10 protein-coding genes and 1 tRNA gene are annotated in these 13,152 nt (G+C 36.1%); 9 read left to right on the top strand and 2 right to left on the bottom strand.

All coding sequences use genetic code 11. The annotated features are described in order from the left end of the window. The 3 genes from ACIQ0D_RS07695 to ACIQ0D_RS07685 form a co-directional block, all read left to right on the top strand. Positions 1 to 608, top strand: a 608-nt coding sequence (locus tag ACIQ0D_RS07695) for an outer membrane lipoprotein carrier protein LolA (protein WP_395804344.1), incomplete at its 5' end; no start/stop codon positions are given. Between the two features lie 69 nt (positions 609 to 677). After that, entirely contained in the window at positions 678 to 953 is a 276-nt protein-coding gene (locus tag ACIQ0D_RS07690) for a hypothetical protein (protein WP_291401761.1), read from the top strand. Then, a complete protein-coding gene (locus ACIQ0D_RS07685) occupies positions 950 to 1,714 on the top strand; it encodes an MBL fold metallo-hydrolase (RefSeq protein ID WP_395804342.1) in 765 nt (254 codons plus the stop codon). The genes ACIQ0D_RS07690 and ACIQ0D_RS07685 overlap by 4 nt, the downstream gene beginning before the upstream one ends. A 124-nt stretch (positions 1,715 to 1,838) precedes the next feature. On the opposite strand, the gene ACIQ0D_RS07680 is transcribed toward ACIQ0D_RS07685, so the two are convergent. Further along, positions 1,839 to 1,922, bottom strand: a tRNA-Leu gene (locus ACIQ0D_RS07680). 277 nt (positions 1,923 to 2,199) lie between these two features. Here ACIQ0D_RS07680 and purL point away from each other — a divergent pair. The 5 genes from purL (at position 2,200) to ACIQ0D_RS07655 (ending at position 10,282) form a co-directional block, all read left to right on the top strand. Further along, on the top strand, positions 2,200 to 5,889 hold the full coding sequence (gene purL / locus ACIQ0D_RS07675; protein ID WP_395804340.1) for a phosphoribosylformylglycinamidine synthase: 3,690 nt from the start codon (positions 2,200 to 2,202) through the stop codon (positions 5,887 to 5,889). A 107-nt stretch (positions 5,890 to 5,996) separates the two neighbouring features. After that, positions 5,997 to 6,428 (top strand): DUF2147 domain-containing protein, encoded by a 432-nt coding sequence (locus tag ACIQ0D_RS07670; protein WP_395804339.1) that lies wholly within the window; start codon positions 5,997 to 5,999, stop codon positions 6,426 to 6,428. Beyond that, entirely contained in the window at positions 6,425 to 7,438 is a 1,014-nt protein-coding gene (locus ACIQ0D_RS07665) for a WD40/YVTN/BNR-like repeat-containing protein (RefSeq protein ID WP_395804337.1), read from the top strand. The genes ACIQ0D_RS07670 and ACIQ0D_RS07665 overlap by 4 nt, the downstream gene beginning before the upstream one ends. A 43-nt stretch (positions 7,439 to 7,481) precedes the next feature. Further along, positions 7,482 to 9,110 (top strand): acyl-CoA carboxylase subunit beta, encoded by a 1,629-nt coding sequence (locus ACIQ0D_RS07660; RefSeq protein ID WP_395804335.1) that lies wholly within the window; start codon positions 7,482 to 7,484, stop codon positions 9,108 to 9,110. A gap of 11 nt (positions 9,111 to 9,121) precedes the next feature. Then, entirely contained in the window at positions 9,122 to 10,282 is a 1,161-nt protein-coding gene (locus ACIQ0D_RS07655) for a dipeptidase (protein WP_395804333.1), read from the top strand. A 1-nt stretch (position 10,283) separates the two neighbouring features. Here the strand turns inward: ACIQ0D_RS07655 and ACIQ0D_RS07650 are convergent, their stop codons facing one another. Continuing rightward, complete coding sequence (locus tag ACIQ0D_RS07650) at positions 10,284 to 12,473, bottom strand: DUF5916 domain-containing protein (RefSeq protein WP_395804331.1); 2,190 nt, start codon at positions 12,471 to 12,473, stop codon at positions 10,284 to 10,286. A gap of 189 nt (positions 12,474 to 12,662) precedes the next feature. Here ACIQ0D_RS07650 and ACIQ0D_RS07645 point away from each other — a divergent pair. Next, a partial coding sequence (locus tag ACIQ0D_RS07645) for an NAD(P)/FAD-dependent oxidoreductase (protein ID WP_395804329.1) occupies positions 12,663 to 13,152 on the top strand: 490 nt, incomplete at its 3' end.

Genomic DNA, 13,152 nt, shown 5'->3' with positions numbered 1-13,152 from the left:
GATTTAGTGCCTATGCACAAAGTGAAGTTAAGGCTAAGGAAATATTAGCAGAAGTTTCAAAAAAATATCGTGCTTATGATGTTGTTAAAACAGATTTTTCATATACTCTTGAAAACCCTCAGGCTAAGATTAAGGAAACTCAATTGGGGACTTTAATTGTAAAATCTAAATTAAATAAATACAAAATTATTTTGAAAGGGCAGGAGTTGATAAGTGATGGGAAAAATCAGTGGACTTACCTAAAAGCCGACAAGGAGGTGCAATTAAGTGAAGTAGATAACTCGTCTGATGCACTTAATCCAGCAAAACTTTTCACTATTTATGAAAAGGGATTTAAGACGGTTTATACCAATGATACCAAGTTAAATGGTAAAACTTTGCATGTTATCGATTTAACTCCGCTTGACGGAAAACGTTCCTTTTTTAAAGTTAGGCTACAAATTGATAAACTAACTAAGCAAATAATGAATGCTGTAATTTTCGATAAAAACGGTAATAGATATACCTATACTATCAAAACATTTATGCCGAATGTAAAGGTTCCAGAATCAACATTTACCTTTGATTCAAAGCTTTATCCTGGGGTGGAGTTGGTAGATCTAAGATAGTTTTATAAAATTTATTTTAGGGGCTTAATCGTATCGCGTTTAAGCCCTTTTTTATTATTTTTGAATGCAATGACACTCAGCTATACACAGCATACTCTTGATAAATTAGAGGCTTTATTAAAATCTCTTGGCTTTAAGTTAAGATATGAGAGAGGCAATTTTAAGACTGGTTCTTGTCTTTTAGAAAATAGTAGGGTTATTATTGTTAATAAATTTTCAAATCTAGAGAGTAAAATCAATGCGCTTGCCGATTTGTTACAAAGGACTGATAGCGATGAAACTTTGCTTGATGATAAGCAAAAAGCTTTTCTTTCCGATTTAAAACAATTAAAATTAGAACTTTGAGAGTTACATTTTTAGGAACAGGAACATCACAAGGCGTGCCAGTAATAGCATGTGAATGTGAGGTTTGTAAGTCGGAGGATAAGTACAATAAGCGACTTCGTGTTTCAGTTCTTATAGAAATTGACGAGAAAGTAATAATTGTAGATACAGGACCTGATTTTCGATTTCAGATGCTTCGTGCAGGGGTTAAAAAATTAGATGCTATTTTATATACACATGAGCATAAAGATCATGTTGCTGGATTAGATGATGTTAGAGCTTTCAATCACAAACAGCAGTCTGAAATTGATATTTATGCTCACCCTCGGGTTCAAGAAGCACTTAGGCAGGAGTTTCACTATGTTTTTTCTGGCAATAATTATCCTGGAATTCCGCGTTTAAAATTAAACGATGTTTCGGAAGGAGAGTCCTTTCAAGCTGCTGGAGTCGATATCATGCCGATTTCAGTAATGCATTATCTACTTCCTGTTTTTGGTTTTAGAATAGGTGATTTTACCTATATAACTGATGCTAAAACAATAAGTCCGGAGGAGAAATCGAAAATTAAAGGGTCTAAAATATTAGTAATTAATGCATTACAAAGAGAAAAGCATATCTCACATTTTACTCTTGATGAAGCTTTGGAATTTGCTGCAGAAATAGGTGCTGAAAGGACTTATTTAACACATATTAGCCATAAATTAGGTCTTCATTTTGATGTTGCACAAATACTGCCTGCAGGAGTTTTTATGGCTTATGATGGGCTAGAATTGGATTTATGATTTTTCGAGAATTTTCTTGAGCTTGTTTCGAGAAAATTATTTTCAATTGAATATTATTGAAGTCAGGATTTTTCAATTTAAAATCGTCTTTTTACTTGCTTTGGGATTAAACAAGTATTTTAAGTGCCCAGGAGCAGATTCGAACTGCCACACCCGTTAAGGCGCCACCCCCTCAAAGTGGTGCGTCTACCAATTTCGCCACCTGGGCATAGGTGATTTTTTACAAATCTTTTTAAAGCCGAATACTAGCTATTTTTAGATTGGAATGCAAATATATAAGATTTGCTTTTAATTCATATTAAAAGATAGAAAAATAGCGAGGAGGTATAATATTTAGTGATTTTCGCTACAGTTAAATTTATGTTGATTTATGATGCAGTTTACAATGATAAAATTTGTCATTTCAAATCATATTCAGTCTCCCATTTTCACATAAAAAAATTAACTTTGCTTTCAGTATTAATGGTACCCAAAGAAAACGTTAAATGATCCATTTTTTTGCCTCCCCACTCGATAAAATTTATGCGGTTCAAACAAGTAAAGAGATACTTCCAGATGATGTTAATAAACTAAATTGGCTTTTTGGGGAGTCTAAAAAAGCAGATGGTCAGAAAATGCCAGGTTATTTTATCGGTCCTAGAGCAGCAATGATTACACCTTGGAGTACAAATGCAGTAGAAATTACTCAAAATATGGGTATTTCAGGCATTATTCGTATCGAAGAATTTGAAAGAGCTCCAGCAGATTTCAATGATTTTGATCCGATGCTTTTTCAAAAATACACTGAGCTCAACCAAGAAATTTATACTGTAAAAATTAGTCCTGAGCCCATTTTAGAAATCAATGATATTTCTGCATATAATCAATCTGAAGGACTTGCGTTAAGCACAGAAGAGGTTGAATATTTAAATAATTTATCTGTCAAATTGAATAGAAAACTGACAGATTCTGAGATTTTTGCATTTTCTCAAGCTAATTCTGAGCATTGTCGTCATAAAATCTTTAATGGAACTTTTATCATTGATGGGGAAGAAAAGCCCACTTCGCTATTTAAGCTAATTCGCAAAACTTCGGAAACCAATCCAAATGATATTGTATCGGCTTACAAAGACAACGTAGCTTTTGTAAAAGGTCCTAAAGTGGTACAGTTTGCTCCCAAAAGTGCAGATAAGCCTGATTTTTATGAGGAAAAGGAGTTTGAATCGGTATTATCATTAAAAGCAGAAACTCATAACTTTCCGACTACAGTTGAGCCATTCAATGGAGCTGCTACTGGATCAGGAGGTGAAATTCGTGATCGTTTGGCTGGTGGGCAAGGTTCTTTGCCTTTAGCAGGTACAGCAGTCTATATGACTTCTTACTCTCGTCTTGAAAGAGGTAACTCTGCAGATAATCAGGGTGCTGAGTGGGAAAATGCAATGGCTGAACGCCCCTGGTTATACCAAACACCGGTGGATATTTTAATAAAGGCTTCAAATGGTGCTTCTGATTTTGGAAATAAATTCGGACAGCCTTTAATCGCTGGTTCTATCTTAACCTTTGAACACCAAGAAGATGGTCGTAAAATAGGCTTTGACAAGGTGATTATGCAAGCTGGTGGTATTGGTTATGGAAAACTCAATCAAGCAATAAAACAAACTCCTAAAGCCGGAGATAAAATTGTAATTCTTGGAGGTGAAAACTATCGAATTGGAATGGGTGGCGCTGCTGTTTCTTCTGCAGATACCGGTGCCTTCGGTTCTGGAATTGAGCTGAATGCTATTCAAAGGTCAAATCCAGAAATGCAAAAGCGCGCCGCAAATGCAATCCGTGGATTAGTGGAAAGTGATCACAATCCAATTGTTTCTATCCATGACCATGGTGCTGGAGGGCATTTAAACTGCCTTTCTGAATTAGTGGAGGCTACTGGAGGCTTAATTGATTTGGATAAACTACCTGTAGGAGATCCAACTTTATCCGCAAAGGAAATTATTGGTAACGAATCGCAAGAGCGCATGGGTTTGGTGATTGGTCAAGAAGATATTGATATATTGAAGCGTATTGCCGACCGTGAACGTTCTCCGATGTATGAAGTTGGAGATGTAACTAATGATCATCGTTTTACATTTGCATCAAAATCAACTGGTTTAAAACCAATGGATTATGCTTTGGAGGATTTCTTTGGAAGTTCGCCAAAGACTGTCATGGCTGATAAAACAGTGAATAGAGCTTATGCCGAATTAAATTATACTGCATCAGATCTTCCAAAGTACCTTAATCAAGTTTTGCAATTAGAGGCTGTTGCTTGTAAAGATTGGTTAACTAATAAAGTCGACCGCTGTGTTGGTGGTAAAGTCGCAAAGCAACAATGTGTTGGTCCCCTTCAATTACCTCTAAATAACGTGGGGGTGATGGCATTAGATTTCAAGGGAAAAGAGGGTTTAGCAACTTCTATTGGACATTCGCCAATTGCTGCCTTGATTGACCCTGCTGCAGCTTCACGTACAGCTATTGCTGAAGCCTTATCAAATATAGTTTGGGCACCACTTAAGGAGGGCTTATCTTCAGTTTCATTGTCAGCAAATTGGATGTGGGCATGCAAAAATGAAGGTGAAGATGCTCGTTTATATGAAGCTGTAAAAGCATGTTCGGATTTTGCTATCGATTTGGGAATTAATATTCCTACGGGTAAAGATTCGCTATCTATGAAGCAAAAATACCCAAATGAAGAGGTAATCGCCCCTGGTACGGTAATTATTTCGGCTGGTGCAAATTGCTCTAATATCAATCAAATAATAGAACCCGTTTTAAAGCGAAACGGCGGTAATATTTATTATCTCAATCTTTCACAAGACACTTTCAAACTTGGTGGCTCTTCTTTTGCTCAAATTTTAAATAAAATAGGTTCTGAAGTTCCAACAATTAGAGATGCATCTTATTTCAAAACAGCCTTTAATGTACTTCAAAATTTAATTAAAGAAGGTAAAATTCAAGCAGGACACGATGTTGGTAGTGGGGGATTAATAGTCACGCTTTTAGAAATGTGCTTTGCTGATGTAAATCTTGGTGCAAATTTCGACTTAAGTTTATTATTAGAGAATGACAGTGTAAAAGCCTTATTTAATGAAAATATTGCTGTAGTTTTCCAAGCAGATTCTTCTGTAGAATCAGTTTTTGCGGAGCATAATATTGAAATTTTTAATATTGGGACTGTTATGGAAGGCAATGTTGTGAATATTAAAAACAATGCTGATTCATTTAATTTCAATGTTTCTGAACTTAGAGATGCTTGGTTTCAAACTTCATTTTTATTGGATTCAAAGCAGTCGAAAAATGGAATGGCCTTAGAGCGATTCACAAATTATAAGTCTCAGCCATTAAAATTCCATTTTCCTGCTAATTTTGATGGTAAGCTTCCATTTATTGCTAAAGGTGCATCCAGACCAAAAGCAGCTATTATTCGCGAAAAGGGGAGCAATTCAGAACGTGAAATGGCCAATGCTATGTTTTTAGCAGGTTTTGATGTGAAGGATGTACACATGACTGATTTAATTTCGGGAAGAGAAAACCTTGAAGATATTCAATTTATTGGGGCTGTTGGAGGATTTTCCAATTCGGATGTTCTTGGGTCAGCTAAAGGTTGGGCAGGTGCTTTTTTATACAATGAAAAGGCAAATACTGCACTAAAGAACTTTTTCAAGCGTGAGGATACGCTTTCAGTAGGTATTTGCAATGGTTGTCAATTATTCATGGAGCTTGAATTAATCAATCCAGAGCATCAAAAGCATGGTAAAATGCTTCATAATACATCTCATAAGCATGAGAGTGGTTTCACATCAGTTAAAATTCAAAAAAATAATTCAATTATGCTTTCCTCAATGGAAGGTATCACTTTAGGGGTATGGATTTCACATGGTGAGGGTAAATTCAATTTGCCAAATTCTGAAAATGAATATCAAATAGTTGCAAAATATGGGTATGAAAACTATCCTGCAAATCCGAATGGTTCGGATTTTAATACTGCTATGATGTGTGATGCAACAGGAAGACATTTAGTAACAATGCCTCATATTGAGCGATCGATTTTTCCATGGAATTGGGCAAATTACCCTGAAAGAGCTCAAAAAGATGAGGTATCACCATGGCTTGAGGCATTCGTAAATGCAAGAAAATGGCTTGAAAAGAGAACTAAATAATTTTTGTCTTATAATTGTAATTATGGGCTTAAATTTCAAATCTTCCTCTATGATTAGTCGGATAATTTGAAATTATCCCTATTTTTATATTAGATCAATTATTTTTTATGAACAAGCGTCTTATATTTATTTTCCTGATGTTTTTCAGCATCAGTGCATTTTCTCAAAACAAGGATCAAATTCTTGGAAAATGGCTTAATGCCAGCGGTGAAGCACATATCCAAATTTATCCTAGTGCAGGTAAGTATTATGGTAAAATAGCATGGATGAAGGTGCCCAACAATCCTGATGGAAAACCAAAGCTGGATAAAAATAATCCCAATACTTCATTAAGTCAAATTCCCATTTTGGGATTAGTTATCTTAAAGGACTTTGTTTTTAGTGATAATATTTGGGAAGGGGGAAGTATCTATGATCCCAAAACTGGGAAAACCTATAGCTGTAAAATAAGTCCGCAAAGCCCAGACAAAATAAATGTGAGAGGTTTTGTTGGCTTTTCAATGTTGGGGAGAACCGAAAGTTGGACTCGCGTAAAATGATTAAGTCTTTCTTATTTATTTTTTTCTTTCTAATCTGTTTTCAATCAGAGGCTCAAATTTTAAATCCGATAGATTCTGGCATAAATACAAGCTTGCGTGGCTTGTCGGTTGTAAATGATTCAGTTGCTTGGATTAGTGGCAGTAAAGGTTGGGTAGCACGTAGTTTAGATGGCGGAAAAATATGGTCATGGAATCAATTATCGGCTTATAAAAACCTTGATTTTAGAGATATAGAAGCTTTTTCTGACTCGAAAGCTATTTTAATAAATGCCGGAAGTCCCGCAGTAATTTTACTTACAATTGATGGTGGAATTACATGGAAAGAGGTTTATAGAAATGAATCGCCTGATATTTTTTTAGATGGTATGGATTTTTGGGATTCAGAAAGAGGAATTATTTATGGAGATCCAATAAATCAAAAAATGGTTTTGTTAAAAACTAATGATGGGGGTGCTAACTGGGAAAATATTAGTGATAATAATACCATTAATCTACATGTTGGCGAAGCTAGCTTTGCAGCTAGCGGGACTACCATTCGTTGTGATTCAAAGGGTAATACTTGGATTGCTACAGGAGGGTTAAAATCAAGACTCTTTCACTCTAAAGAATATGGTCAATCTTGGGATGCTTATGATTGCCCAATAATTCAAGGTAAAAGCTCTACAGGTCCTTTTTCAATTGCTCTTCGTAAAAAAGGATTGGGAGTAGCAGTTGGTGGCGATTATCTAAATGATACCTCAAGAGTAAATAATTTATTGATAACCAAAAATGGTGGAAAATCATGGCAAAAGCCATTAATTTCTACTTTTGGATATCGTTCTGCAGTTGAATATCTTTCTAAACAAAGTTTAATCGCAACTGGTCCGACTGGTACCGATTTTTCAGACGATGGTGGTAAAACATGGCGTAATTTATCGATTTTAGGCTACCACACGGCAAGAAAGGCTAAGTCGGGCAAATTGGTCATCTTGACTGGTAGTGATGGCCGTATCGCTTCATTGACATATTAATTTAATTGTCTTTTTTCATTTTTTTAACGCTTAAATTGCCAATATGAATCTAGAGTTTAATAAAAACGAAGATGCCAATAAGCAGCTTTCATACGAGGTTAAAAATCGATTGAAAAAGATTTATGCTGGGGGTGGAGAAAAAGCTGCTGCAAAGCAAAAGGAGAAGGGGAAAATGCTAGCTCGCGAGCGAATTAGTTATTTGATTGACAAGGAAAGTCGCTGGTTAGAGATTGGTGCCTTTGCAGCCGAAGATATGTACAAAGAGGTTGGTGGATGCCCATCGGCAGGCGTAATTTGCGGTATAGGCTATGTTTCTGGTCGACAGTGTATAATTATAGCCAATGATGCCACAGTTAAAGCTGGTGCCTGGTTTCCCATGACTGCCAAGAAGAATCTAAGGGCACAGGAAATAGCGATGGAAAATCGTTTACCTGTTATTTATTTAGTAGATTCTGCAGGAGTATTTTTACCCTATCAGGATGAGATATTCCCAGACAAGGAGCATTTCGGTAGAATATTCCGCAATAATGCCATAATGAGTAGCAAAGGTATCGTGCAGATTTCGGCAATTATGGGCTCCTGCGTTGCTGGGGGAGCATATTTGCCTATCATGAGTGATGAAGCTATGATTGTTGAAGGAACAGGTTCTGTGTTCTTAGCAGGTAGTTATTTGGTAAAATCGGCTATAGGTGAAGATATTGATAATGAAACTCTAGGTGGTGCAACAACACATTGTGAAATATCTGGTGTGACCGATTATAAGCATCCAAATGATGCTGCTTGTTTAGATTCCATTAAAAATATCATGAGCATGATTGGTGCTCCTCAAAATGCTGGTTTTGATAGGATAAAGCCTGCTTCGCCAAAATTAGATGAGCAGGAAATTTACGGGATTTTACCGAGTAACAGAGAAAATCCCTATGATATGAGGGATATTATTCATCGTTTAATCGATAATTCTGAATTTGAAGAGTATAAACAATTATACGGACAAAGTATTATTTGCGGCTTAGGACGCATTGATGGTTGGGCTGTGGGAATTGTGGCAAACCAACGTAAAGTAGTTAAAAGCAAAAAAGGGGAGATGCAATTTGGAGGCGTTATTTATTCAGATTCGGCTGATAAAGCGTCTCGTTTTATCATGAATTGTAATCAGAAGAAAATACCCTTAGTTTTTCTTCAAGATGTTACTGGATTTATGGTCGGAAGTAGGTCTGAGCAAGGTGGAATAATAAAAGACGGCGCCAAAATGGTAAATGTAGTTGCTAATTCTGTTGTACCTAAGTTTACAATTGTGATTGGAAATTCCTATGGTGCAGGTAATTACGCCATGTGTGGAAAAGCATATGACCCTCGATTGATCTATGCATGGCCTTCGGCAAAAATTGCAGTAATGGGAGGCTCACAAGCAGCAAAAGTATTGTTACAGATACAAGAAGCATCTTTAAAGGCAAAAGGTGAAGTAATTACCAAGGAAAAAGAAGATGAATTGCTAAAAGAAATTACCGATCGCTATAATAGCCAAACTACGCCGTATTATGCCGCTTCTAGGCTTTGGGTAGACGGAATAATTGATCCGCTTGAGACAAGAAAAGTGATTTCTATGGGAATTGAAGCCGCAAATCAATCGCCAATTGAAAACTTATTTAACCCTGGTGTTTTACAAACCTAATTTTTTATAGGATGAAAAAAACGTTATTCCTTTTGTTTCTCATAGCATCATTGAATGCATTTGGACAATCAAATTCTAAATTCCATAAAAAGGCCATTGTGGTTGATACTCATGGCGATATCTTATCAGATCAAATTAAATCTGGGATAGATATTGGATTAAGACAAAAGGGAGGAAATTTTGATTTGGTTCGTGCTAAAGAGGGCGGATTGGATGTTCAAGTTTTTTCTGTCTGGAGCGATTATACTGGCGGTTTTAATTTAGCAAACCGACAAATTGATTCGCTTGATGCTTTAGTTAAGCGTCACCCTAGTTTAATTGCTAAGGTTCGAACCGCTAAAGAGCTTAAAATGGCTATCAAGAATGGTAAAATGGCCGCTTTATTTGGTGTTGAAGGCGGACACATGATAGAAAATACCTTTGAAAATCTGGATTCATTGGCTAAACGTGGAATGACCTACATGACTCTAACTTGGAATAATAGTACTCCTTGGGCCAGTTCAGCATATGAAGAAACCTTTAAAAGAGATAGTTTAAAACAAATAGGTCTGAGTGATCTTGGTATTAAAATCATTCACAGAATGAATGATTTGGGAGTTATTGTTGACCTATCGCATGTTGGTGAAAAAACCTTTTATGATGCTATTCAGGCGTCACAGAAACCAGTTATGGCCTCACATAGCTCTGCTTATGTTTTTAATGCCCATCAGCGGAATTTAAAGGATGATCAAATTAAAGCCATCGCAAAAACAGGAGGTGTTATTTTTGTTAATTTTTATAGTGGTTTTTTAGACAGTACTTATGCGGTAAAGTTCAGTAATTTTAATTCAAGACATAAAAAAGAGCTCATTGACTTGAGTAGTAAACTTGGAAGTAGATCTTTGGCACAAGAAGAAATCAATAAAAAATATCAATCTGAAATTGAAGAAATTAAAGCCCCTTTATCGTTATTAATTGATCATATCGATTACATGGTAAAGCTTGTAGGAGCAAAACATGTAGGCTTAGGTGCAGATTATGATGGAGCTGAATCTTACCCCAAAGGATTAGAAGATGTTTCCAAATATCCTTTAATTACTGATGCTCTAATTAATCGTGGTTACTCAAAAGCAAATGTTAAAAAAATCCTTGGATTGAATTTCATTAGATTATTAAAGGCTAATGAGGGCTAATTTAAATATTCCACCAGTAAGTCATTTTAAGGACTAAAAACCTGTTTTTTACCGAGAATGGGGCAGGTAAATAATTATCAGTGTACACAATAAACAAATCTGAAGCAGGCTTGTAACGCCATTGCAGACGTGTATTTAAGTTGATATTATCGCTTTGCTCATTATACTGTACGAAACCTGTAAAAAACAACTTGTTAGTCATGGTTACATCCAATCTAGGACCAATAAGCCAAAATTTAGTTGTATTCCATGGTTCTGGTAAACGGATATCATTATAACTTGAGCTTAATGCCACACTAACATAAGGTTGAAATCGGTATCCAAACTCACTGCTGATATTTAAACGATTACCATCTGCATAATATCCGCCATAGCGAGTTGATAAAGCCATTGTAAAGAGACTTTGAGGTCTTGAAGAAAATTCCATACCGAAAGCCTCCCAACTATGCTCGGTACCTGTTGCTAAAGTAGCACCACCTCGGTTTGTGGGGTCAAAAGGTCTTTGTAATCTTACGTAATCATTCGCTATCCAGCTTGTAAATGTAGTTTTATCTCGAAAAGTGAAATTATATGCAAGGTAATTAGTGTAATCTGTACGGTTTAAATGTTCATCAAAATAGGTTCCTGAAAATAATTTAGGTCCGTGGCTAAGAATTTTACCTTTTTTCGGAAAAAAAAGGTATCCAATTGATGGATTTATGCTGATGTAACCTCTTCTTGGAACAAAGCCGACTTCAGCATTATAATCGCTGCCAACGTATTCATGCTGCCAATTGATATCCCAATTTCCTGTCCAATAGCGTAGGTTTCCTGCTTGCATCATATCCTTATTTCCACCATTGGGACTAAAAGATTTCATAGTAACAGCCTTGCCAGTCCAAGTATTGTTTGAGGATGCTAAATTATACTCTATACCAGCAACCCGATTATATTTTGATATGCCTGCAGCTACATTTTCAGGGTTAAGATTAAGAGATTGTTTGTTAATAAAAATTCCTCCAATATTTGAGCGAGCAAATACTCTTCTTTGGAGTGCCATCACAGTAAAATTTTGTGCCGGATCTGAGGCTCCAGTTTTCTCTGTTTGCATATTCATTAAACCTACTCTCCAATCTTTGTTAAGCTTACCACTTAAACGAGCACCATATTGAATAGGAACACCTAGTCCGATTCTTCTAGAAAAAAATGGTCGAATATTTTGATAGCCAAAATTTGAAAATAGATCTCCATTTTCAAGAAAATATTGCCGCCTTTCAGGGAAAAACAATTCAAATCGCTCCAGATTTGGCACCTGTCGGTCAACTTCAACTTGTGAATAATCAGGATTTACAGTTAAATCGAGATTTAGCGACGAATTTATAGCAATTTTTAGATCACCACCAATTTCTCCTCTTTGATCACGTTTAATTGGGTTCAATGAATGATTGCTTGAAAGTCCGCCAAGAGTGTAGGGGATAACAGAAATATTTTGTCCTGGTACTGGAGGAGGTTGATCCCATACCAAATTGCCAGTATAGGCAAGCGATGCAGTTGCAAATTGACGTGGTACAGGAGCCCAGCTTGATTTCTCAGTGGACTTTAAATCCAAACGACTAAAATTTATGCCCCATTTTGTGATTCCAGGCTTGTATCGAATTGATTTAAAAGGAATTGCAGCTTCAAATACCCATCGATCTTCATAATTTTTAACTACCGATTCCCATTTATTATCCCAACTTAAATCCACTTTGCTACCCTCGTACATGATCCCATCCCATTGGGCACCAGCTGCATTTGAGCCAAAGGAGAATCCATTTGTTTGATCATCAAATGGGTCCATGAAAATTAAAAAATTATCATTCTTCCCAAAAGCAAAATCACGTCTTAAAGATTCAACAAAATAGGGGCCTGGTTCATGATAACAAATGGCAATAATGTATAAAAAGTCTTTATCATAACTCATTTTAACATCAGTACGGATTTGGGCGTAGCTTGTATCCATAGGCTGGACCATGAAAAATTTACTCGCTAAATCAGCATCTTGCCAAGCCTTCTCATTCATGATACCATCAATTTTAATTTCTGAGCTAATAGGCCTAATTTTTAACTCATATTGAGCATTCTTTTTTTGAGCTAATGCATTGATGCTGATAGAAAAGAATAAGGAAATGAGTAAAAAACGATAATTAATAGATTCCAAATATTGCAACATAACGGCCTTGAATTTTTTAGTATTGAGATGTAATATTAGGAAAAAGACTGAGTTTAGGTATTAAAATTAGCTTTAAACTTCTATTAATTTCAAATATAGGTACTCAAATGATTTAATGTTTAATTCTTTGGAAAAAGATGGTTGCCTTTACGCCCCCAAATCCGTATTTTTGTAATAAATATTAAAAATATGTCTGAACAAATTGAACATGTTGAATGCCTGATCATTGGATCTGGTCCTGCAGGGTATACAGCAGCTATTTACGCAGCTCGTGCTGATTTAAAACCGGTGATGTACACGGGTATGGTTCCGGGGGGGCAATTGACTCAAACGACTGATGTAGAAAACTTTCCAGGTTATCCAGAAGGAATAATGGGCCCTGAAATGATGGAGGACTTTAGGAAGCAAGCAGAGCGTTTTGGCACTGAAATTCGTTTTGGATATGCTAGTAGTGTTGATTTTTCATCTAACCCTCATAAGGTAATCATTGATGAAAGCAAGATAATTACAGCTGATACCGTTATTATTGCTACTGGTGCTTCTGCAAAGTGGTTGGGACTAGAAAGTGAGCAAAAATACAATGGTTTTGGTGTTTCAGCTTGTGCGGTTTGCGACGGATTCTTTTTTAAAGGTCAGGATGTTGCAATTGTAGGTGCCGGCGATACAGCAGCTGAAGAAG

Source organism: Daejeonella sp. (assembly GCF_044342615.1).
GTDB lineage: Bacteria > Bacteroidota > Bacteroidia > Sphingobacteriales > Sphingobacteriaceae > Daejeonella.
The sequence above is the reverse complement of the archived record's forward strand: the minus strand, read 5'-3'. Positions and strand labels throughout refer to the sequence as shown.

Excerpts from the sequence above, each read along its gene's own strand:
- ACIQ0D_RS07690 (WP_291401761.1), top strand. The coding sequence starts at position 678 with ATGACACTCAGCTATACACAGCATACTCTTGATAAATTAGAGGCTTTA.
- purL (WP_395804340.1), top strand. The coding sequence starts at position 2,200 with ATGATCCATTTTTTTGCCTCCCCACTCGATAAAATTTATGCGGTTCAA.
- ACIQ0D_RS07670 (WP_395804339.1), top strand. The coding sequence starts at position 5,997 with ATGAACAAGCGTCTTATATTTATTTTCCTGATGTTTTTCAGCATCAGT.
- ACIQ0D_RS07665 (WP_395804337.1), top strand. The coding sequence starts at position 6,425 with ATGATTAAGTCTTTCTTATTTATTTTTTTCTTTCTAATCTGTTTTCAA.
- ACIQ0D_RS07660 (WP_395804335.1), top strand. The coding sequence starts at position 7,482 with ATGAATCTAGAGTTTAATAAAAACGAAGATGCCAATAAGCAGCTTTCA.
- ACIQ0D_RS07655 (WP_395804333.1), top strand. The coding sequence starts at position 9,122 with ATGAAAAAAACGTTATTCCTTTTGTTTCTCATAGCATCATTGAATGCA.
- ACIQ0D_RS07650 (WP_395804331.1), bottom strand. The coding sequence starts at position 12,473 with ATGTTGCAATATTTGGAATCTATTAATTATCGTTTTTTACTCATTTCC.